The sequence below is a fragment of the Caldimonas thermodepolymerans genome (assembly GCF_015476235.1).
Lineage (GTDB): Bacteria > Pseudomonadota > Gammaproteobacteria > Burkholderiales > Burkholderiaceae_C > Caldimonas > Caldimonas thermodepolymerans.
Genome location: NZ_CP064338.1, coordinates 3,359,782 through 3,383,009, shown reverse-complemented (window position 1 = coordinate 3,383,009; position 23,228 = coordinate 3,359,782). Strand labels below are relative to the sequence as shown.

Below are 23,228 nucleotides of genomic sequence, written 5' to 3'. Positions count from 1 at the left end.
GACTGGCCATGCCCATCACCAACACCGACGCGCTGGTGCGCGTGATCGAGCACCGCGAGATCTTCCATGACGAGATGCTGGAGCTGATGCGCCGCATCATGAGCGGCGAGATGTCGCCGGTGATGATCGCGGCGCTGGCCATCGGCCTGCGCGTCAAGAAGGAGACCATCGGCGAGATCGCCGCCGCGGCCCAGGTCATGCGCGAGTTCGCGACCCCGGTGCACGTGGCCGACAAGACGCACCTGGTCGACCTGTGCGGCACCGGCGGCGACGCGGCGCACACCTTCAACATCTCGACCGCGGCGATGATCGTCGCCGCCGCGGCCGGCGCGCGCGTGGCCAAGCACGGCGGGCGCAGCGTCTCGTCCAGCTCGGGCAGCGCCGACGTGCTGGAGGCGCTGGGCGTGCACATCAACCTCACGCCCGAGCAGGTCGCGCTGTGCCTGGAGGAAACCGGCATCGGCTTCATGTTCGCGCCCAACCACCACGCCTCGATGAAGCACGCCGCGCCGGTGCGCAAGGAGCTGAGCGTGCGCACCATCTTCAACATCCTGGGCCCGCTGACCAACCCGGCCAGCGCGCCCAACCAGCTGCTGGGCGTGTTCCACCCCGACCTGGTCGGCATCCAGGTGCGCGTGCTGCAGCGCCTGGGCTCCGAGCACGTGATGGTGGTCTACGGCATGAACGGCATGGACGAGATCTCGCTGTCCGGCGAGACCCTGATCGGCGAGCTGAAGAACGGCACGGTGCAGGAGTACGTCGTCCACCCGGCCGACTTCGGCCTGCCGGTCTACGACACTCGCGTGCTGCGCGTGGCCAACAAGGAGGAATCGGTGCAGTGCATCCAGCGCACGCTGGCCAACGAGGACGGCCCGGTGCGCGACATCGTGCTGCTCAACGCGGGCGCGGCGCTGTACTGCGCCAACGTGGCCGATTCCGTGGCCGACGGCGTCAGGATGGCGCGCGAGGCGGTCGCTTCCGGCAAGGCGCTGGCCAAGCTGAGCCAGTTCGTCGCGGTCACGCAGAAGCTGAAGGGCAACGCATGAGCGACATCCTGCAGAAGATCGTCGCGGTCAAGCGCGAGGAGGTCGCTGCCGCCCGCGCGCGCCGCAGCGCCGCCTCGCTGCGCGACGAGGCCGAGGCGCGCCGCGACCTGCGCGACTTCGCCGCCGCCCTGCGGGCCAAGGTCGAGGCCGGCCGCGCCGCGGTGATCGCCGAGGTCAAGAAGGCCAGCCCCAGCAAGGGCGTGCTGCGCGAGCGCTTCGTGCCGGCCGAGATCGCCGACAGCTACGCCCGCCACGGAGCGGCCTGCCTGTCGGTGCTGACCGACCGCCAGTTCTTCCTGGGCGCGCCCGAGTACCTGCGGCAGGCCCGCGAGGCCTGCCCGCTGCCGGTGCTGCGCAAGGACTTCATCGTCGACGAATACCAGGTCCACGAGGCGTGCGCGATGGGGGCGGACTGCATCCTGCTGATCGCCGCCTGCCTGGACGACGCGCAGATGGCCGACCTCGAGGCGGTGGCGCAGGCGCATGGCCTGGCGGTGCTGGTCGAGGTGCACGGCCGCGCCGAGCTGGAACGCGCGCTGCGCCTGAAGACCCCGCTGCTGGGCATCAACAACCGCAACCTGCGCACCTTCGAGGTCTCGCTGGACACCACGCTGGGCATGCTGCCCGAGGTGCCGGCCGACCGGCTGCTGGTCACCGAGTCCGGCATCCTGGGCCCCGGCGACGTGCGCCGCATGCGCGACGCCGGCGTGCACGCCTTCCTGGTCGGCGAGGCCTTCATGCGCGCCGACGATCCCGGGGTGGCGTTGGCGGCCCTGTTCGGCACATGAGCACCCAGGCGGGGCTGTTTGCGGCCGAGGCCGACAACCGGCTGCGCGAGCCGCTGGCGGCCTGCTTCGACCGCGTCGGCGGCCGCTGGCGCGACACCACCGAGGCGTTCCGTGCCTCGCCGGTCGGCCAGGCGCTGATCGACTTCGTCGACGCCCGCGTCGCGGCCGGCGCCGTGGTCTACCCGGCCCAGGTGTTCCGCGCCCTGGAGCTGACCCCGCTGGAGTCGGTCAAGGTCGTGATCCTGGGCCAGGACCCGTACCACGGCCCGGGGCAGGCCCAGGGGCTCGCGTTTTCCGTGCCTGCCGGGGTGAGGCTGCCGCCCAGCCTGCGCAACATCTACAAGGAGGTCGCCGCCGACACCGGCGCGGCCGTCCCGAAGGACGGCGACCTGACCCGCTGGGCGCGCCAGGGCGTGCTGCTGCTCAACACCGCCCTGACGGTGGAGGACGGCCAGCCCCAAAGCCACGCGCAGCGCGGCTGGGAGGCGCTGACCGACGCACTGATCCGGCAGGTCTCGCGCGAGGCCGGCCCCTGCGTGTTCCTGCTGTGGGGTGCGCCCGCGCAGCGCAAGCGGCCGCTGGTCGACACCACCCGCCATGCGGTGTTCACCGCCAACCACCCGTCGCCGCTGGCCGCGACGCGCCCGCCCCAGCCCTTCATCGGCTGCCGGCATTTCTCGGCCGTGAACGCCTGGCTGGCGGCGCACCGTCCGGATGTCGCGCCGATCGCATGGTGATGCGTGGCCCTGTGCCGCGCAGGGATTGCACAACGCAGAAATACACTGCTAGAATCTGTGGTTCGCCGCGGAGGGGTGCCCGAGTGGCTAAAGGGGGCAGACTGTAAATCTGTTGGCTTACGCCTACGTTGGTTCGAATCCAACCCCCTCCACCAAGGCGAAACAATTTGTTCGGCTTGGCTTGCGGTGAAGCGATACCTCACTGGACGGCCTTCGGGTCCGAAGGTGCTCCCGGGCGGGAGTAGTTCAATGGTAGAACCTTAGCCTTCCAAGCTAATGACGCGGGTTCGATTCCCGTCTCCCGCTCCAGCTGGCGGGCCGGTTGGCCTGGGTGCTGGTCCGGTGACGGAAGTGGGGTTCGCGACAGGCCTCGGGCGGTGCTGCGGTGGTGCAGGTCCCGGGGCGGCGCCGGTGCCCGGTTGTCGGGTGCGGGTGCGGGGGCAGGCCGGTCCTGCCCGGAATTCGGGGGGGCGTCCGCACCGCGGCGGCGCCTTCGGGTGTGTGGGGCGTTCAGTCGCCAGCGGTTTGCCGCCAGCCGGACGGCTCAGCAAACCAGTGTCGACTGCCCATGTGGCTCAGTGGTAGAGCACTCCCTTGGTAAGGGAGAGGTCACGCGTTCGATCCGCGTCATGGGCACCACCACCTCTGCAAACCGTCAACACCGGCATTCCACCGTCAGGAGATCGGAAAAATGGCAAAAGGCAAGTTTGAGCGGACCAAGCCGCACGTGAACGTGGGCACGATTGGTCACGTGGACCATGGCAAGACGACGCTGACGGCGGCGATCACGACGGTGCTGTCGACGAAGTTCGGCGGCGAGGCCAAGGGTTACGACCAGATTGACGCGGCGCCGGAGGAGAAGGCGCGCGGCATCACGATCAACACGGCGCACGTGGAGTACGAGACGGCGAGCCGCCACTATGCCCACGTGGACTGCCCGGGGCACGCCGACTACGTGAAGAACATGATCACGGGTGCGGCGCAGATGGACGGTGCGATCCTGGTGGTGTCGGCGGCCGACGGCCCGATGCCGCAAACGCGTGAGCACATCCTGCTGGCGCGTCAGGTCGGTGTGCCGTACATCATCGTGTTCCTGAACAAGTGCGACATGGTGGACGACGCCGAGCTGCTCGAGCTGGTGGAAATGGAAGTGCGCGAGCTGCTGAGCAAGTACGACTTCCCGGGCGACGACACGCCGATCATCAAGGGTTCGGCGAAGCTGGCGCTGGAAGGCGACAAGGGCGAGCTGGGCGAGCAGGCCATCATGAAGCTGGCCGAGGCGCTGGACACGTACATCCCGACGCCCGAGCGCGCGGTGGACGGCACGTTCCTGATGCCGGTGGAAGACGTGTTCTCGATCTCGGGTCGCGGCACGGTGGTGACCGGGCGCGTGGAGCGCGGCGTGATCAAGGTGGGCGACGAAATCGAGATCGTGGGCCTGCGTGCCACGCAGAAGACCACCTGCACGGGCGTGGAGATGTTCCGCAAGCTGCTGGACCAGGGCCAGGCGGGCGACAACGTGGGTATCCTGCTGCGTGGTACCAAGCGCGAGGAAGTCGAGCGCGGCCAGGTGCTGGCCAAGCCGGGCACGATCACGCCGCACACGCACTTCACGGCCGAGGTGTACGTGCTGAGCAAGGAAGAAGGCGGCCGTCACACGCCGTTCTTCAACAACTACCGTCCGCAGTTCTACTTCCGCACGACGGACGTGACCGGCGCGGTGGAGCTGCCCAAGGACAAGGAGATGGTGATGCCGGGCGACAACGTGACCATCACGGTCAAGCTGATCGCGCCGATCGCCATGGAAGAAGGCCTGCGCTTTGCCATCCGTGAAGGCGGCCGCACCGTCGGCGCCGGCGTCGTGGCCAAGATCATCGAGTAATCGAGGCGATCGATAGGGGTATAGCTCAATTGGCAGAGCGTCGGTCTCCAAAACCGAAGGTTGGGGGTTCGATTCCCTCTGCCCCTGCCAGATCCCGGACGTCGGGGTGATTTCCAAGGCAACCTGACCTGGATCGGCGAGTTCAGCAGCCCGCAGGCGGGGCCCGGAAGGGCCCGACAAGCCCGGCGGGCTTTGCTGCTGATGGTGGCGGCTCCGGCGGCCACGTTCGAAGTGATGCACATGACCCAACCTCAAGTCGAAACCGTCACCTCCGGCGCGGACAAGGCCAAGCTGGCCCTGGCCGGCGTGCTGGTGGTCGGCGCCGTGGCGGCCTTCTACCTGCTGAACCAGCAGGACCTGTGGGTCCGCGTGGCCGCGCTGATCGTGGCGCTGATCGCGGCGGTTGCCGTCTTCTTCACCTCCGAGCCGGGCAAGCAGCTGGTCGCCTTCGGCCGCGAATCGGTCCGCGAGGTCAAGAAGGTCGTCTGGCCGACCCGCAAGGAAGCCATTCAGATGACGGGGTACGTGTTTGCCTTCGTCGTCGTCATGGCCCTGTTCCTGTGGCTGACCGACAAGACGCTGGAGTGGGTGCTGTACGACCTGATCCTGGGCTGGCGCTGAAGACGAGGCACGAACGATGAGCAGCGAAATCGAGAACCAGGCCGCCGCGGGTCCAGTCAAGCGCTGGTACGTGGTCCACGCCTATTCGGGCATGGAAAAGGCCGTCGAGCGCAACCTGCGCGAGCGCATCGAGCGCGCCGGCATGCAGCACAAGTTCGGCCGCATCCTGGTGCCGACCGAGGAAGTGATCGAGGTCAAGAACGGCAAGAAGGCCGTGACCGAGCGCCGCTTCTTCCCCGGCTACGTGCTGGTCGAGATGGTGATGGACGACGACACCTGGCACCTGGTCAAGCACACCTCCAAGGTGACGGGGTTCGTCGGCGGCGCGAAGAACCGCCCGGTGCCCATCTCGGAAGACGAGGTCATGAAGATCGTCAACCAGATGCAGGAAGGCACCGAGAAGCCGCGGCCCAAGGTGGAGTGGGAAGTCGGCGAGGTGGTGCGCGTCAAGGAAGGCCCCTTCACCGACTTCAACGGCGCGATCGAAGAGGTCAACTACGACAAGTCCAAGCTGCGCGTGTCGGTCACCATCTTCGGCCGTGCCACGCCGGTGGAGCTGGACTTCCACCAGGTCGAAAAGATCTGACGTCCTGAAGTTTCAAGGCCCCGGCTGGGGCCGGTCCGCGACGGCGAGCCGAACCAGCCCGTGACGGCCGGCGACGAGATGCCGGCGTGAGGAGCCAGCGGCCCCGGGGCCATCCCGATGTCGCCGGCGTTTGTACTCGGCAGGTATCCCGCGTGGCCGCGGGGCCTGCACCAGGAGAAATCATGGCCAAGAAGATTGTCGGCTTCATCAAGCTGCAAATTCCGGCGGGCAAGGCGAACCCCTCGCCCCCGGTGGGTCCGGCGCTGGGTCAGCGCGGCCTGAACATCATGGAGTTCTGCAAGGCGTTCAACGCCCAGACCCAGGGCATGGAGCCCGGTCTGATGCTGCCGGTGGTGATCACCGCCTATGCGGACAAGTCGTTCAGCTTCGTCATCAAGACGCCGCCGGCGACCGTGCTGATCAAGAAGGCGCTCAAGCTCGAGAAGGGCTCCAGCCGCGCCCACCTCGACAAGGTCGGAAAGATCACCCGCGCCCAGCTCGAGGAAATCGCCAAGACCAAGATGAAGGACCTGACGGCCGCCGACCTGGACGCCGCCGTCAAGACGATTGCCGGTTCTGCCCGCTCGATGGGCGTGATCGTGGAGGGTGTCTGACATGGCCAAACTGACCAAGCGCCAGAAGGCTTTTGCCGGCAAGGTCGACAGCACCAAGCTGTACCCGATCGACGAAGCCCTCGCCATCGTCAAGGAATGCGCCACCGCCAAGTTCGATGAATCCATCGACGTGGCCGTGCAGCTGGGCATCGACGCCCGCAAGTCGGACCAGGTCGTCCGCGGCGCCGTCGTGATGCCCAACGGCACCGGCAAGACCAAGCGCGTGGCCGTGTTCGCCCAGGGCGCCAAGGCCGAGGAAGCCAAGGCCGCCGGCGCGGACATCGTCGGCATGGAAGACCTGGCCGAGCAGATCAAGGCCGGCAACATCAACTTCGACGTGGTGATCGCCTCGCCGGACACGATGCGCATCGTCGGTACCCTGGGCCAGATCCTGGGTCCGCGCGGCCTGATGCCGAACCCGAAGGTCGGCACCGTGACGCCCGACGTGGCCACCGCGGTGAAGAACGCCAAGGCCGGCCAGGTGCAGTTCCGCGTCGACAAGGCCGGTATCGTGCACGCGACGATCGGCCGCCGCTCGTTCGAGGCGGACAAGCTCAAGGGCAACCTGAGCGCGCTGCTGGAGGCCCTGAACAAGGCCAAGCCGGCCTCGAGCAAGGGCGTGTACCTGCGCAAGGTGGCCGTGTCGTCGACCATGGGGGTCGGCGTGCGCGTCGATGCGGCGTCGATCAACGTCGCGTCGGCTGCCTGAAACTGAAGTTCGCGCCGCGGCAAGCCGCGGCGCACCGAATTGGTGGGCCGGGGCCCTGCAAGGGGTTCCGGGCTATCAAAGACCGTTGGTGCAGGCCCGGGGAGTCCGCTTCCCGGACGGCTTAATGGAGGCACGGGCCGCGAGGCCCGGACGCCGAAGCCAACGCAGATGGCGCACCCGCTGGAATGGATTCGAGGTCGTTCGCAAGAAGGGCCGGATTTCCTGAACAGAAGGTCGCTGTAACTGGTGCACCGCGGGCGACCGCGGTGTGTATGTGAGGAGTGGACCTTGAGTCTGAATCGCAACGAGAAACAAGCCGTTGTGGCGGAAGTGGCGGCCCAGGCGGCCAAGTCGCAGACGCTCGCACTGGCGGAGTATCGTGGCCTCACCGTCGCTCAAATGGACCAGCTGCGCCGGCAGGCGCGTGAGAAGGGCGTGTACCTGCACGTCCTGAAGAACACGCTCGCCCGTCGCGCCGTCGCTGGCACCCCGTTTGAAGTGGCGGCCGAGTCCATGGTCGGCCCGCTGATCTACGGCTTTTCGGAAGACGCCGTTGCCGCCGCGAAAGTCATCGCCGACTTCGCCAAGGGCAACGACAAGCTGGTCGTCAAGGCCGGCGCCTACAACGGCAAGGTGCTGGACGCCGAAGGCGTGAAGGCCCTGGCCGCGATCCCGAGCAAGGAAGTGCTGCTGTCCCAGCTGCTGGGTCTCATGCAGTCGCCGGTGTCTCGCCTGGCTCGCGTGCTGGCTGCCCTGTCCGAAAAGCGTGGCGAAGCCGCCCCCGCTGCTTGATCCGTATTCCCCGTATTTTTCTGTTTAGGAATCCAAAATGGCATTCGATAAAGACGCTTTCCTGACCGCCCTGGACAGCATGTCCGTGATGGAGCTCAACGAGCTGGTCAAGGCCATCGAAGAGAAGTTCGGCGTGTCCGCCGCTGCCATGGCTGCCCCGGCTGCCGGCGGCGCTGGCGCTGCTGCCCCGGCTGCTGAAGAGAAGACCGAGTTCACCGTGGTGCTGGCCGACGCCGGCTCCAACAAGGTGGCCGTCATCAAGGCCGTGCGCGAAATCACCGGCCTGGGCCTGAAGGAAGCCAAGGACCTGGTCGACGGCGCTCCGAAGCCCGTCAAGGAAGGCATCGCCAAGGCCGACGCCGAAGCCGCCAAGAAGAAGCTGGAAGAAGCCGGCGCGAAGGTGGAGCTCAAGTAATCGGGTTCCCGACACGGGGCTGGGGGCTTTTTGCGGGCTCCCAGCCTTTTGCGCTTCATGGAATTGAAGCCAGAGCGCACCCGCAAGCGGATTTCGAGGCAAGCTTCGAGTCCCCTTACGAGTGTTCTCTGATCCGACTGCAGAGGACCGGTTTGGTCGGACCCTGGTGCAACGCCAGGGTCGTCCGCCAGCGGCTGGTAGTGGCCAGCCACCAAGCTTCAGAGCCGTCCCCCGGTGCCGGGGTGCGTCGCGGATCTGATCGCCAGTCGTCCGATTGAGCGCCTGCCACGGCCAGGCAGGCGTCTTCAACGCACGGAGTGTTTATGGCGTATACCTACACCGAGCGCAAGCGCATTCGCAAGAGCTTCGGCAAGCGCAAGAGCGTCCTCAACGTCCCCTACTTGCTGAGCATGCAGCGGGATTCCTACGTCGCCTTCCTGCAGAAGGACGTCCCGCCGCAACAACGCAAGCCCGAAGGGCTGCAGGCAGCCTTCCTCTCCGCCTTCCCGATCGTCTCGCACAACGGGATGGTGGAGATGAAGTTCATCGAATACAACATCGCCAAGCCTCCGTTCGACGTGCGCGAATGCCAGCAGCGGGGCCTGACCTACGCTGCGGCGGTGCGTGCCAAGCTGCAGATGATCATCTACGACCGTGAAGCGGCCCAGCCGAAGACGGTCAAGGAGATCAAGGAGCAGGAGGTCTACATGGGCGAAGTGCCGCTCATGACGGACTACGGCTCCTTCATCATCAACGGGACCGAGCGCGTCATCGTCTCGCAGCTGCACCGCTCGCCCGGCGTGTTCTTCGAGCACGACAAGGGCAAGACCCATTCGTCGGGCAAGCTGCTGTTCTCTGCCCGCATCATCCCCTACCGTGGTTCCTGGCTCGACTTCGAGTTCGACCCGAAGGACATCCTGTACTTCCGCGTCGACCGTCGCCGCAAGATGCCGGTCACGATCCTGCTCAAGGCCATCGGCCTGACCCCCGAGCAGATCCTGGCTCACTTCTACGTCTTCGACAACTTCCGCCTGATGGACTCGGGCGCGCAGATGGAGTTCGTGCCCGAACGCCTGCGCGGTGAGGTGGCCCGCTTCGACATCACCGACAAGTCCGGCAACGTCGTCGTCGAGAAGGACAAGCGCATCACGGCCCGCCACACCCGCCTGCTGGAGCAGTCGGGCACGCAGTTCATCACGGTGCCGGAAGACTTCCTGATCGGCCGCGTGCTGGCTCGCAACATGGTCGATCCGGAGACGGGCGAGATCATCGCCAAGGCCAACGACGAGCTGACCGAGACGCTGCTGAAGAAGCTGCGCGGCGCGGGCATCAAGGACATCCAGTGCATCTACACGAACGAACTGGACCAGGGCCCGTACATCTCGCAGACGCTGGCGATGGACGAGACCGCCGACCAGCTGGCCGCGCGCGTGGCGATCTACCGCATGATGCGCCCTGGCGAGCCGCCGACGGAAGACGCGGTGGAAGCCCTGTTCCAGCGCCTGTTCTACAGCGCCGACACCTATGACCTGTCGCGCGTCGGGCGCATGAAGTTTAACGCCCGCGTCGGCCGCGAGTCGCCCGAAGGCCCGATGACCCTGACCAACGAGGACATCCTCGACGTGGTCAAGATCCTGGTCGAGCTGCGCAACGGCCGCGGCGAGGTGGACGACATCGACCACCTGGGCAACCGTCGCGTGCGCTGCGTGGGCGAACTGGCCGAGAACCAGTACCGCTCGGGCCTGGCCCGCATCGAGAAGGCCGTCAAGGAGCGCCTCGGCCAGGCCGAGACCGAGTCGCTGATGCCGCACGACCTGATCAACTCCAAGCCGATCTCCGCGGCGCTGAAGGAGTTCTTCGGGGCGTCGCAGCTGTCGCAGTTCATGGACCAGACCAACCCGCTGTCCGAGATCACGCACAAGCGTCGTGTCTCGGCCCTGGGCCCGGGCGGTCTGACCCGCGAGCGCGCCGGCTTCGAGGTCCGCGACGTGCACCCGACCCACTACGGCCGCGTGTGCCCGATCGAAACCCCTGAAGGCCCGAACATCGGCCTGATCAACTCGCTGGCCCTGTACGCCCGCCTGAACGAGTACGGCTTCCTGGAGACACCGTACCGCCGCGTGGTGGACGGCAAGGTGACCGACCAGATCGACTACCTGTCGGCCATCGAGGAAGGCAAGTACGTGATCGCCCAGGCGAACGCGACGCTGGACGAGGAAGGCCGCCTGGTCGACGAGCTGGTCTCCGCGCGCGAGAAGGGCGAATCGGTGCTGACCTCGCCGGACCGCATCCAGTACATGGACGTGGCGCCGACGCAGATCGTCTCGGTGGCCGCCTCGCTGGTGCCGTTCCTGGAGCACGACGACGCGAACCGCGCGCTGATGGGCGCCAACATGCAGCGCCAGGCGGTGCCGGTGCTGCGTCCCGAGAAGGCCTTCGTCGGCACGGGCGTCGAGCGCGTGGCCGCGGTCGACTCGGGCACCGTGGTCGCTGCCAAGCGTGGCGGCGTGGTGGACTACGTCGACACCAACCGCATCGTGATCCGCGTCAACGACGAGGAGACGGCGGCCGGTGAAGTCGGCGTCGACATCTACAACCTGATCAAGTACCAGCGTTCCAACCAGAACACCAACATCCACCAGCGACCGATCGTCAAGCGCGGCGACGTGGTGGCCCGGGGCGACGTGATCGCCGACGGTGCCTCGACCGACCTGGGCGAACTGGCGCTCGGCCAGAACATGCTGGTCGCGTTCATGCCCTGGAACGGCTACAACTTCGAGGACTCGATCCTGATCAGCGAGAAGGTCGTGGCCGACGACCGCTACACCTCGATCCACATCGAGGAGCTGGTGGTCATGGCCCGCGACACCAAGCTGGGCCCGGAGGAAATCACCCGCGACATCCCGAACCTGTCCGAGCACCAGCTGTCGCGCCTGGACGAATCCGGCATCGTCTACATCGGTGCCGAGGTGCAGGCCGGCGACGTGCTGGTCGGCAAGGTCACGCCCAAGGGCGAGACCACGCTGACGCCGGAAGAGAAGCTGCTGCGCGCGATCTTCGGCGAGAAGGCTTCCGACGTGAAGGACACCTCGCTGCGCGTGGACCAGGGCACCAGCGGCACGGTCATCGACGTGCAGGTGTTCACCCGTGAAGGCATCCAGCGCGACAAGCGTGCACAGCAGATCATCGACGACGAGCTGAAGCGCTTCCGCCTGGACCTGAACGACCAGCTGCGCATCGTGGAAGCCGACGCGTTCGACCGGATCGAGAAGCTGCTGGTCGGCAAGGTCGCCAACGGCGGTCCGAAGAAGCTGGCCAAGGGCACCGTGATCGACAAGGCGTACCTCGCCGACGTCGAGAAGTACCACTGGTTCGACATCCGTCCGGCCGACGAGGAAGTGGCCAACCAGCTCGAGTCGATCAAGAACTCGCTGGAGCAGACCCGCCACAGCTTCGACCTGGCCTTCGAGGAAAAGCGCAAGAAGCTGACCCAGGGCGACGAGCTGCCCGCCGGCGTGCTGAAGATGGTGAAGGTGTACCTCGCCGTCAAGCGCCGCCTGCAGCCTGGCGACAAGATGGCCGGCCGCCACGGGAACAAGGGCGTGGTGTCCAAGATCGTTCCGGTCGAGGACATGCCCTACATGGCAGACGGTACGCCGTGCGACATCGTGCTGAACCCGCTGGGCGTGCCCTCGCGGATGAACGTCGGCCAGGTGCTGGAAGTGCACCTGGGCTGGGCGGCCAAGGGCATCGGCGAGCGCATCGGCGACATGCTGCAGCGCGAGGCCCGCGCGGCCGAGCTGCGCCAGTTCCTCGACGAGCTGTACAACAAGTCCGGTGGGACCAAGGAAAACCTCGACGAGCTGTCCGACGACGAGATCGTCGACATGGCGCGCAACCTGTCCAAGGGCGTGCCGTTCGCGACCCCGGTGTTCGACGGTGCCTCCGAAGAGGAGATCCGGGCCATGCTGAAGCTGGCCTATCCGGACGAGATCGCGAAGGCCAAGGGCCTGAACGAAACCCGCACGCAAGCCATCCTGCACGACGGACGCACCGGCGACCCGTTCGAGCGTCCGGTGACCGTGGGCTACATGCACGTGCTGAAGCTGCACCACCTGGTGGACGACAAGATGCACGCGCGCTCGACCGGCCCGTACTCGCTGGTGACGCAGCAGCCGCTGGGCGGCAAGGCCCAGTTCGGTGGCCAGCGCTTCGGCGAGATGGAAGTCTGGGCGCTGGAAGCCTACGGCGCGGCCTACGTGCTGCAGGAAATGCTGACCGTGAAGTCCGACGACGTGAACGGCCGTACCAAGGTGTACGAGAACATCGTCAAGGGCGAGCACGCCATTGACGCCGGCATGCCGGAGTCCTTCAACGTGCTGGTCAAGGAAATCCGCTCCCTCGGTATCGATATCGAGCTCGAGCGCAACTAAGGAGCAGATGCATGAAAGGCTTGCTGGACCTTTTCAAGCAGTTCACGCCGGATGAGCACTTCGATGCGATCCGCATCGGGCTGGCTTCGCCCGAGAAGATCCGCTCGTGGTCGTTCGGTGAAGTGAAGAAGCCCGAGACGATCAACTACCGCACGTTCAAGCCGGAGCGCGATGGCCTGTTCTGCGCCAAGATCTTCGGCCCGATCAAGGACTACGAGTGCCTGTGCGGCAAGTACAAGCGCCTGAAGCACCGCGGCGTGATCTGCGAGAAGTGCGGCGTCGAGGTCACCCAGACCAAGGTGCGCCGTGAGCGCATGGGCCACATCGAGCTGGCCGCGCCGTGCGCGCACATCTGGTTCCTGAAGTCGCTGCCGTCGCGCCTGGGCCTGGTGCTCGACATGACGCTGCGCGACATCGAGCGCGTGCTGTACTTCGAGGCCTATGTCGTGGTCGACCCCGGCATGACGCCGCTGAAGAAGTACTCGATCATGTCCGAGGACGACTACGAGTCCAAGCGTGCCGAGTACGGCGACGAGTTCGTCGCGATGATGGGCGCCGAAGGCATCAAGAAGCTGCTGGAGGACATGGACATCGATGCGGAGATCGAGAAGCTCCGCAACGACATGACCGGCTCCGAGCTGAAGATCAAGAAGAACTCCAAGCGTCTGAAGGTGCTGGAAGCCTTCAAGAAGTCGGGCATCAAGCCGCAGTGGATGATCATGGAGGTGCTGCCGGTGCTGCCGCCGGACCTGCGCCCGCTGGTCCCGCTGGACGGTGGCCGCTTCGCGACCTCCGACCTCAACGACCTGTACCGCCGCGTCATCAACCGCAACAACCGCCTGGCGCGGCTGCTCGAGCTGAAGGCGCCCGAGATCATCGTGCGCAACGAGAAGCGCATGCTGCAGGAGGCGGTGGACTCGCTGCTGGACAACGGCCGTCGCGGCAAGGCGATGACCGGTGCCAACAAGCGTGCGCTGAAGTCGCTGGCCGACATGATCAAGGGCAAGAGCGGCCGCTTCCGCCAGAACCTGCTGGGCAAGCGCGTCGACTACTCGGGCCGTTCGGTCATCACGGTGGGCCCGACGCTCAAGCTGCACCAGTGCGGCCTGCCCAAGCTGATGGCGCTGGAGCTGTTCAAGCCGTTCATCTTCTCGAAGCTCGAGCAGATGGGCATCGCCACCACGATCAAGGCGGCCAAGAAGGAAGTCGAGGCCCAGACGCCGGTGGTGTGGGACATCCTGGAAGAGGTGATCAAGGAGCACCCCGTCCTGCTGAACCGCGCCCCGACGCTGCACCGCCTGGGCATCCAGGCGTTCGAGCCGGTGCTGATCGAAGGCAAGGCCATCCAGCTGCACCCGCTGGTGTGCGCGGCGTTCAACGCCGACTTCGACGGCGACCAGATGGCCGTCCACGTGCCGCTGTCGCTCGAGGCCCAGATGGAAGCCCGCGCGCTGATGCTGGCCTCCAACAACGTGCTGTTCCCGGCCAACGGCGAGCCCTCCATCGTGCCGTCGCAGGACGTGGTGCTGGGCCTGTACTACGCCACCCGCGAGCGCATCAACGGCAAGGGTGAAGGCATGGTCTTTGCCGACGTGGCCGAGGTGCAGCGTGCGCTGGACAACGGAGTGGTCGAGCTGACCGCCAAGATCAGCGTGCGCCTGACCGAGTACGCCAAGGACAAGGCCACCGGCCAGTTCATCCCCGAGACCAAGCTGGTCGAGACCACCGCCGGCCGGGCGCTGCTGTCGGAGATCCTGCCCAAGGGGCTGCCCTTCGCGCTGATCAACAAGGCGCTGAAGAAGAAGGAGATCTCCAAGCTGATCAACGCCTCCTTCCGCCGTTGCGGCCTGAAGGAAACGGTGGTGTTCGCCGACAAGCTGCTGCAGTCGGGCTTCCGCCTGGCCACCCGCGCCGGCATCTCGATCGCCATCGACGACATGCTGGTGCCGAGGGAGAAGCAGGTCCTGATCGAGCGCGCCGAGCAGGAGGTCAAGGAGATCCAGCAGCAGTACGTCTCGGGTCTCGTGACCGCCGGCGAGCGCTACAACAAGGTCGTCGACATCTGGGGCAAGACCAGTGACGAGGTGGGCAAGGTCATGATGGCCCAGCTCGCCAAGGAGAAGGTCGTCGACCGCCACGGCAAGGAAGTCGAGCAGGAGTCGTTCAACTCCATCTACATGATGGCCGACTCCGGCGCCCGTGGTAGCGCGGCGCAGATCCGCCAGCTGGCCGGCATGCGCGGCCTGATGGCCAAGCCGGACGGCTCGATCATCGAGACGCCGATCACGGCGAACTTCCGCGAAGGCCTGAACGTGCTGCAGTACTTCAACTCCACGCACGGCGCCCGCAAGGGCCTGGCCGACACGGCGCTGAAGACGGCGAACTCGGGTTACCTGACGCGCCGCCTGGTCGACGTGACGCAGGACCTGGTCGTCACCGAGGAGGATTGCGGCACCGAACACGGCTTCGCGATGCGCGCGCTGGTCGAGGGCGGTGAAGTCATCGAATCGCTGCGCGACCGCATCCTGGGCCGCGTGGCCGCCACCGAGGTGCTGCACCCCGAGACGCAGGAAGTCATCATCCCGGCCGGCACCATGCTGGACGAGGATGCGCTGGACCTGATCGAGCAGGCCGGCGTCGACGAGGTCAAGGTGCGCACGCCGCTGACCTGCAACACGCGCTTCGGCCTGTGCGCCAAGTGCTACGGCCGTGACCTGGGCCGCGGCGGCCTGGTCAACGTCGGCGAGGCGGTGGGCGTGATCGCCGCCCAGTCGATCGGCGAGCCGGGCACGCAGCTGACGATGCGGACCTTCCACATCGGCGGCGCGGCCACGCGTGCGGCGGTGGCCTCGAGCGTCGAGGCCAAGTCCGACGGCATCATCGGCTTCAACGCCACGATGCGCTACGTGACCAACGGCAAGGGCGAGCTGGTGGTGATTGCCCGCTCCGGCGAGATCATCATCTCCGACCCGCACGGCCGCGAGCGCGAGCGCCACAAGGTGCCGTACGGTGCGACGCTGAACGTCAAGGCCGACCAGCAGGTCAAGGCCGGCACCATCCTGGCCAACTGGGACCCGCTGACCCGCCCGATCATCACGGAATTCGCCGGCCGCGCGAAGTTCGAGAACGTCGAGGAAGGCGTGACCGTGGCCAAGCAGGTCGACGAGGTCACCGGCCTGTCGACGCTGGTGGTCATCGACCCGAAGCGCCGCGGTGCCGCCAAGGTGGTGCGTCCGCAGGTCAAGCTGGTCGACGCGCAGGGCAACGAGGTCAAGATCCCCGGCACCGACCACTCGGTGACCATCGGTTTCCCGGTCGGCGCCCTGATCCAGGTGCGCGACGGCCAGGAGCTGGCCCCGGGCGAGGTGCTGGCCCGCATCCCGGTCGAAGGCCAGAAGACCCGCGACATCACGGGCGGTCTGCCGCGCGTGGCGGAGCTGTTCGAAGCCCGTTCGCCGAAGGACAAGGGCATCCTGGCGGAAGTCACCGGCACGGTGTCGTTCGGCAAGGAGACCAAGGGCAAGGTGCGCCTGCAAATCACCGACCCGGACGGCAAGGTCTGGGAAGAACTCGTGCCGAAGGAAAAGAACATCCTGGTGCACGAGGGCCAGGTGGTGAACAAGGGCGAGCTGATCGTCGACGGTCCGGCCGATCCGCAGGACATCCTGCGCCTGCTGGGCATCGAGGAACTGGCCCGCTACATCGTCGACGAGGTGCAGGACGTCTACCGCCTGCAGGGCGTGAAGATCAACGACAAGCACATCGAGGTGATCGTTCGCCAGATGCTGCGTCGCGTGCAGATCGTCAACCCGGGCGACAGCCACTACATCGCCGGCGAGCAGGTCGAGCGCTCCGAGCTCTTCGACACCAACGACAAGCTGCGTGCCGAGGGCAAGGTGCCCGCGACCTACTCCGACGTGCTGCTGGGCATCACCAAGGCCTCGCTGTCGACCGACTCGTTCATCTCGGCCGCGTCCTTCCAGGAGACGACCCGGGTGCTCACCGAGGCGGCCATCATGGGCAAGCGCGACGAGCTGCGCGGCCTGAAGGAGAACGTCATCGTGGGGCGCCTGATCCCGGCCGGTACCGGTCTCGCCTACCACCAGGCCCGCAAGGCCAAGGAGGAAATGGACGAGCAGGAGCGCCGTGCCATCGCGATGCAGGAAGCCGAGGAAATGGCGGCCCTGCAGCTGGCCCAGGCCGACAGCGACGACGAGTCCAACCCGCCTGCGGGCGAGTGATCCGGCGGCTGCCTCCTGCAGCCCTGACCGGGAAGGCGGCTTCGGCCGCCTTTTCTTTTGCCCGTGCGGGGCCGGTGCCGGATCCCGCGCCGCGGGCGGGGGGCGGGCGGGAACCCGTAACCCGCGGGTCACCGCGCCGGCCTATCATCGGCCGGTTCGCCGCAACCCGTTGCCCGACCTGCCATGACGCCGCCTCGCATCGCCCTGATCGCCCATGACCGCAAGAAGGACGACATGGTCGCCTTGGCCCGCGAGTTCCGCGACTTCCTCGCGGGCTGCCGGCTGTGCGCGACCGGCACCACCGGCAGCCGCCTGCAGCGCGAGGCCGGCCTGCCGGTCGAGGCGCTGATGAGCGGGCCCCTGGGCGGCGACCTGCAGATCGGCGCCCGGCTGGCCGAAGGCGGGGTCGACGCGGTGATCTTCCTGCGCGACCCGATGACGCCCCAGCCGCACGAGCCGGACATCAACGCCCTGGTGCGCGCTTGCGACGTGCACGACATCCCCTGCGCCACCAACCTCGCGTCGGCGCGCCTGCTGCTACGCCAGCTCCAGCGGCAGGGCTGACGCCGGCTGCCACTCCTGTGGCCTTTGCACGACGACGCCCAGGCGTGCCGCGCGCCGGGCGAGCTTGAGCAGCTCGCGGTCCTTGCTCAGCAGCCAGCGGGCGCCGGCGGCCACCGCCAGGTCGATGAACTTCTGGTCGTCCGGGTCCTTGCAGCGGATCGGCGCGCGCCCGGCCTCGCCGTCCACGAACCGCGCGTGTGCCGCCCAGGCCTGCCGAATCGCGGACAGGTCGGGCGAGCGGGCGGAGATCCATTGATATGTGAGCGCTCGCTCCATCTCTTCCTGCATGGAGCGGGTGGCGAGCCAGGTGACCTGCCCGGACTGCACCGCCTGGACCACGGGGCGCACCTGGGGGTCGAGAAACACCAGCCAGTCGAGCAGGACATTGGTGTCGAGGACAATCAGCGGGGCGGTGGACGGCAGGGCGTTCAAGCGGCGGTACTCACGGAGGCTGCAGGGTCGTTGCGCCGCACTTGCTTGCGGCGGCACAGACCGCTGAATATAATCGAGGGCTTTTCGGCAGATTTTGCTGCGCTCTTTGCTGGGCGGCTCACCGCAAGAACCGCCTCGGACGCCGGGATCGGCGACCGGGCCAGGTTCCATGCTTGCGGCTTCGGGCTTGCGCTTTTGGGTGCAGAGTGCTCGGCATCTTCCGGGAAAGTTTCGTATCCAAGTAACTTCAAACGGGAACAAGTTACATGCCAACCATCAACCAGCTCGTGCGCCATGGTCGCAAGGCCGAGGTCACGAAGTCCAAGTCGCCGGCAATGGAGAATTGCCCGCAGCGCCGCGGCGTGTGCACCCGCGTGTACACGACCACCCCCAAGAAGCCGAACTCCGCCCTGCGTAAGGTCGCCAAGGTGCGCCTGACCAACGGTTTCGAGGTCATCTCGTACATCGGCGGTGAAGGCCACAACCTGCAGGAGCACAGCGTCGTGCTCGTGCGCGGCGGCCGGGTGAAGGACCTGCCGGGCGTGCGCTACCACATCGTCCGCGGTTCGCTGGACCTGCAAGGCGTGAAGGATCGCAAGCAGGCCCGCTCCAAGTACGGTGCGAAGCGGCCCAAGAAGGCCTAAGGCAACCAGTCGTGGTGGTCGGCACGCGCCGCGTGCGGGCCGCAGAAGAATGTGACGGCCGCCTGCGGGCAGGCCGAGTAAGTGGGTGGCCTGGATGGCGCCCGCGGTGTGGGCAGGAAGCCCGCGCCAACTGAAGCAGAAGGAAGGTGAATCATGCCTCGTCGTCGCGAAGTACCGAAGCGAGAAGTCCTGCCGGATCCCAAGTACGGCAACGTCGATCTGTCCAAGTTCATGAACGTGATCATGGAGTCCGGCAAGAAGGCCGTGGCCGAGCGCATCATCTATGGCGCGCTGGATCAGGTCGAGAAGAAGTCCGGGAAGGATCCGCTGGAAGTCTTCATGACCGCCCTGAACAACGTGAAGCCGCTGGTCGAAGTGAAGTCCCGCCGCGTGGGTGGTGCGAACTACCAAGTTCCCGTGGAAGTTCGTCCCGTCCGCCGCGTGGCGCTGGCCATGCGCTGGCTGAAGGAGGCGGCTCGCAAGCGCGGTGAGAAGTCCATGGCCCAGCGCCTGGCCAACGAGCTGCTCGAGGCGGCCGAGGGTCGTGGCGGCGCCATGAAGAAGCGCGACGAAGTGCACCGCATGGCCGAGGCCAACAAGGCCTTCTCCCACTTCCGCTTCTGAAGCCCTGTCAACTAGTCCTGCGGCTGCCCCCTCCGGTCCACGAGACGAGCGGGGCGGCCTTGTTTTTGGAGTGACATCATGTCCCGCAAGACCCCGATTGAGCGTTACCGCAACATTGGTATTTCCGCTCACATCGATGCCGGTAAGACGACCACCACCGAGCGCATCCTGTTCTACACCGGTGTGAGCCACAAGCTTGGCGAAGTGCACGACGGTGCCGCCACGATGGACTGGATGGAGCAGGAGCAGGAGCGGGGCATCACCATCACCTCCGCTGCGACCACCTGCTTCTGGAAGGGCATGGACCTGTCCTATCCGGAGCACCGCTTCAACATCATCGACACCCCGGGGCACGTGGACTTCACCATCGAGGTGGAGCGCTCGATGCGCGTGCTCGACGGTGCCTGCATGGTGTACTGCGCCGTGGGTGGCGTGCAGCCCCAGTCCGAGACCGTCTGGCGCCAGGCCAACAAGTACAAGGTGCCCCGCCTGGCGTTCGTCAACAAGATGGACCGCACCGGCGCGAACTTCTTCAAGGTCTACGATCAGATGAAGACGCGCCTGAAGGCCAACCCCGTGCCCATCGTGCTGCCGATCGGTGCCGAGGACAACTTCAAGGGCGTGGTCGACCTGCTCAAGATGAAGGCCATCATCTGGGACGACGCGTCCCAGGGGATGAAGTTCGAGTACCACGACATCCCGGCCGACATGGTCGAGGACGCCAAGAAGTGGCGCGAGAACATGGTCGAGGCCGCCGCCGAGGCGTCCGAGGAACTGATGAACAAGTACCTCGAGACCGGCGAGCTGACCGAGGAAGAGATCAAGAAGGGTCTGCGCATGCGGACCATCGCGACCGAGATCCAGCCGATGCTGTGCGGCACCGCCTTCAAGAACAAGGGCGTGCAGCGCATGCTGGACGCGGTGATCGACTTCCTGCCCTCGCCGGTGGACATCCCTCCGGTGGCCGGTACCGACGAGAACGACAACGAAGTCACCCGCAAGGCGGACGACAACGAGAAGTTCTCCGCGCTGGCATTCAAGCTGATGACCGACCCGTACGTCGGCCAGCTGACCTTCGTGCGCGTGTACTCCGGCGTGCTGAAGTCCGGCGACACCGTCTACAACCCGATCAAGGGCAAGAAGGAGCGCATCGGCCGTATCCTGCAGATGCACGCCAACCAGCGTGAGGAAATCAAGGAGATCCTGGCCGGCGACATCGCTGCCTGCGTGGGCCTGAAGGACGTGACCACCGGCGAGACGCTGTGCGACCCCGATGCGGTCATCACGCTCGAGAAGATGGAGTTCCCCGAGCCGGTGATCCGCCAGGCCGTCGAGCCCAAGACCAAGGCTGACCAGGAGAAGATGGGCGTGGCCCTGTCGCGCCTGGCCTCGGAAGACCCCTCGTTCCGCGTCTACACCGACGAGGAATCGGGCCAGACCATCATCGCCGGCATGGGCGAGCTGCACCTGGAGATCATCGTCGACCGCATGAAGCGCGAGTTCGGCGTGGACGCCAACGTCGGCAAGCCGCAGGTGGCCTACCGCGAAACCATTCGCAAGACCGCCATGGACGTCGAAGGCAAGTTCGTGCGCCAGTCGGGCGGCAAGGGCCAGTACGGCCACGTCGTGTTCACGGTCGAGCCGAACGAGCCGGGCAAGGGCTTCGAGTTCGTCGACGCGATCAAGGGTGGCGTGGTGCCGCGCGAGTACATCCCGGCGGTCCAGAAGGGTGTGGAAGAAACCCTGCCGAACGGCGTGCTGGCCGGCTACCCGGTGGTCGACGTCAAGGTCACGCTGACCTTCGGTTCGTACCACGAAGTGGACTCGTCCGAACAGGCGTTCAAGATGGCGGCCTCGATCGCCTTCAAGGAAGCCTGCAAGCGTGCCAACCCGGTGATCCTCGAGCCGATGATGGCCGTTGAAGTGGAGACGCCGGAAGAGTACGCTGGCAACGTGATGGGCGACCTGTCGTCCCGTCGCGGCATGGTGCAGGGCATGGACGACCTGCCCGGCGGCGGCAAGACGATCCGCGCCGAGGTGCCGCTGTCCGAGATGTTCGGCTACGCCACCGCGCTGCGTTCGATGTCCCAAGGCCGTGCGACGTACACGATGGAGTTCAAGCACTACGCCGAGGCTCCGAAGAACGTCGCCGACGCGATCATCACCGCGCGCAACAGCAAGTAATTGGTTGTCCCTGCGGCGGCAGCGGGCCCGGAACGGGGCCGCTGCCCTCCGCGGGGTTTTCGTTTTGTCTTCGGCGCCGCCTTGCGGTTGGCCGGCTGCCCGTGGCAGGTCAGGGCTGGAGACGTAAAACAGACACGGGCTACCGTTCTTTCCCTGGAGAGCAGAAATGGCAAAAGGCAAGTTTGAGCGGACCAAGCCGCACGTGAACGTGGGCACGATTGGTCACGTGGACCATGGCAAGACGACGCTGACGGCGGCGATCACGACGGTGCTGTCGACGAAGTTCGGCGGCGAGGCCAAGGGTTACGACCAGATTGACGCGGCGCCGGAGGAGAAGGCGCGCGGCATCACGATCAACACGGCGCACGTGGAGTACGAGACGGCGAGCCGCCACTATGCCCACGTGGACTGCCCGGGGCACGCCGACTACGTGAAGAACATGATCACGGGTGCGGCGCAGATGGACGGTGCGATCCTGGTGGTGTCGGCGGCCGACGGCCCGATGCCGCAAACGCGTGAGCACATCCTGCTGGCGCGTCAGGTCGGTGTGCCGTACATCATCGTGTTCCTGAACAAGTGCGACATGGTGGACGACGCCGAGCTGCTCGAGCTGGTGGAAATGGAAGTGCGCGAGCTGCTGAGCAAGTACGACTTCCCGGGCGACGACACGCCGATCATCAAGGGTTCGGCGAAGCTGGCGCTGGAAGGCGACAAGGGCGAGCTGGGCGAGCAGGCCATCATGAAGCTGGCCGAGGCGCTGGACACGTACATCCCGACGCCCGAGCGCGCGGTGGACGGCACGTTCCTGATGCCGGTGGAAGACGTGTTCTCGATCTCGGGTCGCGGCACGGTGGTGACCGGGCGCGTGGAGCGCGGCGTGATCAAGGTGGGCGACGAAATCGAGATCGTGGGCCTGCGTGCCACGCAGAAGACCACCTGCACGGGCGTGGAGATGTTCCGCAAGCTGCTGGACCAGGGCCAGGCGGGCGACAACGTGGGTATCCTGCTGCGTGGTACCAAGCGCGAGGAAGTCGAGCGCGGCCAGGTGCTGGCCAAGCCGGGCACGATCACGCCGCACACGCACTTCACGGCCGAGGTGTACGTGCTGAGCAAGGAAGAAGGCGGCCGTCACACGCCGTTCTTCAACAACTACCGTCCGCAGTTCTACTTCCGCACGACGGACGTGACCGGCGCGGTGGAGCTGCCCAAGGACAAGGAGATGGTGATGCCGGGCGACAACGTGACCATCACGGTCAAGCTGATCGCGCCGATCGCCATGGAAGAAGGCCTGCGCTTTGCCATCCGTGAAGGCGGCCGCACCGTCGGCGCCGGCGTCGTGGCCAAGATCATCGAGTAAGCCGTTTGCGTGACTTGGCGCGGGAGGAGCCCTCCTCCCGCGTGCAGCCTCAAACATCGCCGCTTCGGCGGCCTCGCTCTTTAGGACATCGTCATGCAAAAGCAAAAGATCCGTATCCGTCTCAAGGCGTTCGACTACAAGCTGATCGACCAGTCGGCGCTCGAGATCGTGGATACCGCCAAGCGCACTGGCGCGATCGTCAAGGGTCCCGTGCCGCTGCCGACCCGTCTGCAGCGCTTCGACATCCTGCGTTCGCCGCACGTGAACAAGACCTCGCGCGACCAGTTCGAGATCCGCACGCACCAGCGCCTGATGGACATCGTCGACCCGACCGACAAGACGGTCGACGCGCTGATGAAGCTGGACCTGCCGGCCGGCGTCGACGTCGAGATCAAGCTGCAGTAAGCGGCTGACCTAGCAAGGCAAAGGGTTGTTCGCATTGCGGCGGTGGCCGCAGGTGCTACAATCCTTCGCTTTTCCGCGAAGCGCCCACCTCGGTGGGCCTTTGTGGTTTCCAGGTGGCGGGCCTTCGGCGCGCCGCAGAAACAGTCAGCCCGGC

19 protein-coding genes and 4 tRNA genes are annotated in these 23,228 nt (G+C 66.3%); 22 read left to right on the top strand and 1 reads right to left on the bottom strand.

Annotated features, from left to right (window positions below; translation table 11 throughout):
* The first annotated feature begins 8 nt into the window (after positions 1–8).
* The 17 genes from trpD (at position 9) to IS481_RS15935 (ending at position 17,428) form a co-directional block, all read left to right on the top strand.
* Positions 9–1,046 (top strand): anthranilate phosphoribosyltransferase, encoded by a 1,038-nt coding sequence (gene trpD, locus IS481_RS16015; protein ID WP_104359021.1) that lies wholly within the window; start codon positions 9–11, stop codon positions 1,044–1,046.
* Complete coding sequence (trpC, locus tag IS481_RS16010; RefSeq protein WP_104359022.1) at positions 1,043–1,834, top strand: indole-3-glycerol phosphate synthase TrpC; 792 nt, start codon at positions 1,043–1,045, stop codon at positions 1,832–1,834. Before trpD ends, trpC begins: the two co-directional genes overlap by 4 nt.
* Complete coding sequence (locus tag IS481_RS16005; protein WP_104359023.1) at positions 1,831–2,571, top strand: uracil-DNA glycosylase; 741 nt, start codon at positions 1,831–1,833, stop codon at positions 2,569–2,571. The genes trpC and IS481_RS16005 overlap by 4 nt, the downstream gene beginning before the upstream one ends.
* Positions 2,572–2,640: 69 nt before the next feature.
* A tRNA-Tyr gene (locus IS481_RS16000) sits at positions 2,641–2,726 on the top strand.
* 80 nt (positions 2,727–2,806) lie between these two features.
* Positions 2,807–2,880 (top strand) — tRNA-Gly (locus IS481_RS15995).
* A 255-nt stretch (positions 2,881–3,135) separates the two neighbouring features.
* A tRNA-Thr gene (locus IS481_RS15990) sits at positions 3,136–3,210 on the top strand.
* A 52-nt stretch (positions 3,211–3,262) separates the two neighbouring features.
* Entirely contained in the window at positions 3,263–4,453 is a 1,191-nt protein-coding gene (gene tuf / locus IS481_RS15985) for an elongation factor Tu (RefSeq protein ID WP_104357075.1), read from the top strand.
* A 14-nt stretch (positions 4,454–4,467) separates the two neighbouring features.
* A tRNA-Trp gene (locus IS481_RS15980) sits at positions 4,468–4,543 on the top strand.
* 150 nt (positions 4,544–4,693) lie between these two features.
* Positions 4,694–5,074 (top strand): preprotein translocase subunit SecE, encoded by a 381-nt coding sequence (secE, locus tag IS481_RS15975; protein ID WP_104359050.1) that lies wholly within the window; start codon positions 4,694–4,696, stop codon positions 5,072–5,074.
* 16 nt (positions 5,075–5,090) lie between these two features.
* Positions 5,091–5,660 carry a transcription termination/antitermination protein NusG gene (nusG, locus tag IS481_RS15970; protein ID WP_104359049.1) on the top strand — a complete coding sequence of 190 codons (570 nt, stop codon included), beginning with the start codon at positions 5,091–5,093 and terminating at the stop codon, positions 5,658–5,660.
* 182 nt (positions 5,661–5,842) lie between these two features.
* Positions 5,843–6,274 (top strand): 50S ribosomal protein L11, encoded by a 432-nt coding sequence (rplK, locus tag IS481_RS15965; protein ID WP_104359048.1) that lies wholly within the window; start codon positions 5,843–5,845, stop codon positions 6,272–6,274.
* A gap of 1 nt (position 6,275) precedes the next feature.
* Complete coding sequence (rplA, locus tag IS481_RS15960; RefSeq protein ID WP_104359047.1) at positions 6,276–6,983, top strand: 50S ribosomal protein L1; 708 nt, start codon at positions 6,276–6,278, stop codon at positions 6,981–6,983.
* Positions 6,984–7,271: 288 nt separating this feature from the next.
* Positions 7,272–7,775: a 50S ribosomal protein L10 gene (rplJ, locus tag IS481_RS15955; RefSeq protein WP_104359046.1), complete on the top strand. Its 504-nt coding sequence runs from the start codon at positions 7,272–7,274 to the stop codon at positions 7,773–7,775.
* 37 nt (positions 7,776–7,812) lie between these two features.
* Positions 7,813–8,190, top strand: coding sequence for a 50S ribosomal protein L7/L12 (gene rplL, locus IS481_RS15950; RefSeq protein WP_104359045.1), 378 nt, complete (start codon positions 7,813–7,815; stop codon positions 8,188–8,190).
* Between the two features lie 323 nt (positions 8,191–8,513).
* Complete coding sequence (rpoB, locus tag IS481_RS15945) at positions 8,514–12,623, top strand: DNA-directed RNA polymerase subunit beta (protein WP_104359044.1); 4,110 nt, start codon at positions 8,514–8,516, stop codon at positions 12,621–12,623.
* Positions 12,624–12,634: 11 nt separating this feature from the next.
* Positions 12,635–16,864, top strand: a complete 4,230-nt coding sequence (gene rpoC, locus IS481_RS15940) for a DNA-directed RNA polymerase subunit beta' (RefSeq protein ID WP_104359043.1) — start codon at positions 12,635–12,637, stop codon at positions 16,862–16,864.
* Positions 16,865–17,047: 183 nt separating this feature from the next.
* On the top strand, positions 17,048–17,428 hold the full coding sequence (locus IS481_RS15935; RefSeq protein ID WP_104359042.1) for a methylglyoxal synthase: 381 nt from the start codon (positions 17,048–17,050) through the stop codon (positions 17,426–17,428).
* Here the strand turns inward: IS481_RS15935 and IS481_RS15930 are convergent.
* On the bottom strand, positions 17,402–17,860 hold the full coding sequence (locus tag IS481_RS15930) for a putative toxin-antitoxin system toxin component, PIN family (RefSeq protein ID WP_170067493.1): 459 nt from the start codon (positions 17,858–17,860) through the stop codon (positions 17,402–17,404). The two genes, IS481_RS15935 and IS481_RS15930, sit on opposite strands and share 27 nt — an antisense overlap.
* 266 nt (positions 17,861–18,126) lie before the next feature.
* Between IS481_RS15930 and rpsL the strand changes: the two genes are divergently transcribed.
* The 5 genes from rpsL (at position 18,127) to rpsJ (ending at position 23,074) form a co-directional block, all read left to right on the top strand.
* Positions 18,127–18,504 (top strand): 30S ribosomal protein S12, encoded by a 378-nt coding sequence (gene rpsL, locus IS481_RS15925; protein WP_104359040.1) that lies wholly within the window; start codon positions 18,127–18,129, stop codon positions 18,502–18,504.
* A 153-nt stretch (positions 18,505–18,657) separates the two neighbouring features.
* Positions 18,658–19,128, top strand: a complete 471-nt coding sequence (gene rpsG / locus IS481_RS15920) for a 30S ribosomal protein S7 (protein WP_104359039.1) — start codon at positions 18,658–18,660, stop codon at positions 19,126–19,128.
* Between the two features lie 78 nt (positions 19,129–19,206).
* Entirely contained in the window at positions 19,207–21,312 is a 2,106-nt protein-coding gene (gene fusA / locus IS481_RS15915; RefSeq protein WP_104359038.1) for an elongation factor G, read from the top strand.
* A 166-nt stretch (positions 21,313–21,478) separates the two neighbouring features.
* Positions 21,479–22,669, top strand: a complete 1,191-nt coding sequence (tuf, locus tag IS481_RS15910; protein WP_104357075.1) for an elongation factor Tu — start codon at positions 21,479–21,481, stop codon at positions 22,667–22,669.
* Between the two features lie 93 nt (positions 22,670–22,762).
* Entirely contained in the window at positions 22,763–23,074 is a 312-nt protein-coding gene (rpsJ, locus tag IS481_RS15905) for a 30S ribosomal protein S10 (protein ID WP_104357074.1), read from the top strand.
* The last annotated feature ends 154 nt before the right edge of the window (positions 23,075–23,228 follow it).

Coding starts and splice junctions, on each gene's coding strand:
- rplK (WP_104359048.1), top strand. CDS start 5,843: ATGGCCAAGAAGATTGTCGGCTTCATCAAGCTGCAAATTCCGGCGGGC.
- rplA (WP_104359047.1), top strand. CDS start 6,276: ATGGCCAAACTGACCAAGCGCCAGAAGGCTTTTGCCGGCAAGGTCGAC.
- trpD (WP_104359021.1), top strand. CDS start 9: ATGCCCATCACCAACACCGACGCGCTGGTGCGCGTGATCGAGCACCGC.
- rpsL (WP_104359040.1), top strand. CDS start 18,127: ATGCCAACCATCAACCAGCTCGTGCGCCATGGTCGCAAGGCCGAGGTC.
- fusA (WP_104359038.1), top strand. CDS start 19,207: ATGTCCCGCAAGACCCCGATTGAGCGTTACCGCAACATTGGTATTTCC.
- tuf (WP_104357075.1), top strand. CDS start 21,479: ATGGCAAAAGGCAAGTTTGAGCGGACCAAGCCGCACGTGAACGTGGGC.
- IS481_RS15935 (WP_104359042.1), top strand. CDS start 17,048: ATGACGCCGCCTCGCATCGCCCTGATCGCCCATGACCGCAAGAAGGAC.
- tuf (WP_104357075.1), top strand. CDS start 3,263: ATGGCAAAAGGCAAGTTTGAGCGGACCAAGCCGCACGTGAACGTGGGC.
- rpoB (WP_104359044.1), top strand. CDS start 8,514: ATGGCGTATACCTACACCGAGCGCAAGCGCATTCGCAAGAGCTTCGGC.
- nusG (WP_104359049.1), top strand. CDS start 5,091: ATGAGCAGCGAAATCGAGAACCAGGCCGCCGCGGGTCCAGTCAAGCGC.
- rpsG (WP_104359039.1), top strand. CDS start 18,658: ATGCCTCGTCGTCGCGAAGTACCGAAGCGAGAAGTCCTGCCGGATCCC.
- rplL (WP_104359045.1), top strand. CDS start 7,813: ATGGCATTCGATAAAGACGCTTTCCTGACCGCCCTGGACAGCATGTCC.
- rpoC (WP_104359043.1), top strand. CDS start 12,635: ATGAAAGGCTTGCTGGACCTTTTCAAGCAGTTCACGCCGGATGAGCAC.
- IS481_RS16005 (WP_104359023.1), top strand. CDS start 1,831: ATGAGCACCCAGGCGGGGCTGTTTGCGGCCGAGGCCGACAACCGGCTG.
- rpsJ (WP_104357074.1), top strand. CDS start 22,763: ATGCAAAAGCAAAAGATCCGTATCCGTCTCAAGGCGTTCGACTACAAG.
- secE (WP_104359050.1), top strand. CDS start 4,694: ATGACCCAACCTCAAGTCGAAACCGTCACCTCCGGCGCGGACAAGGCC.
- trpC (WP_104359022.1), top strand. CDS start 1,043: ATGAGCGACATCCTGCAGAAGATCGTCGCGGTCAAGCGCGAGGAGGTC.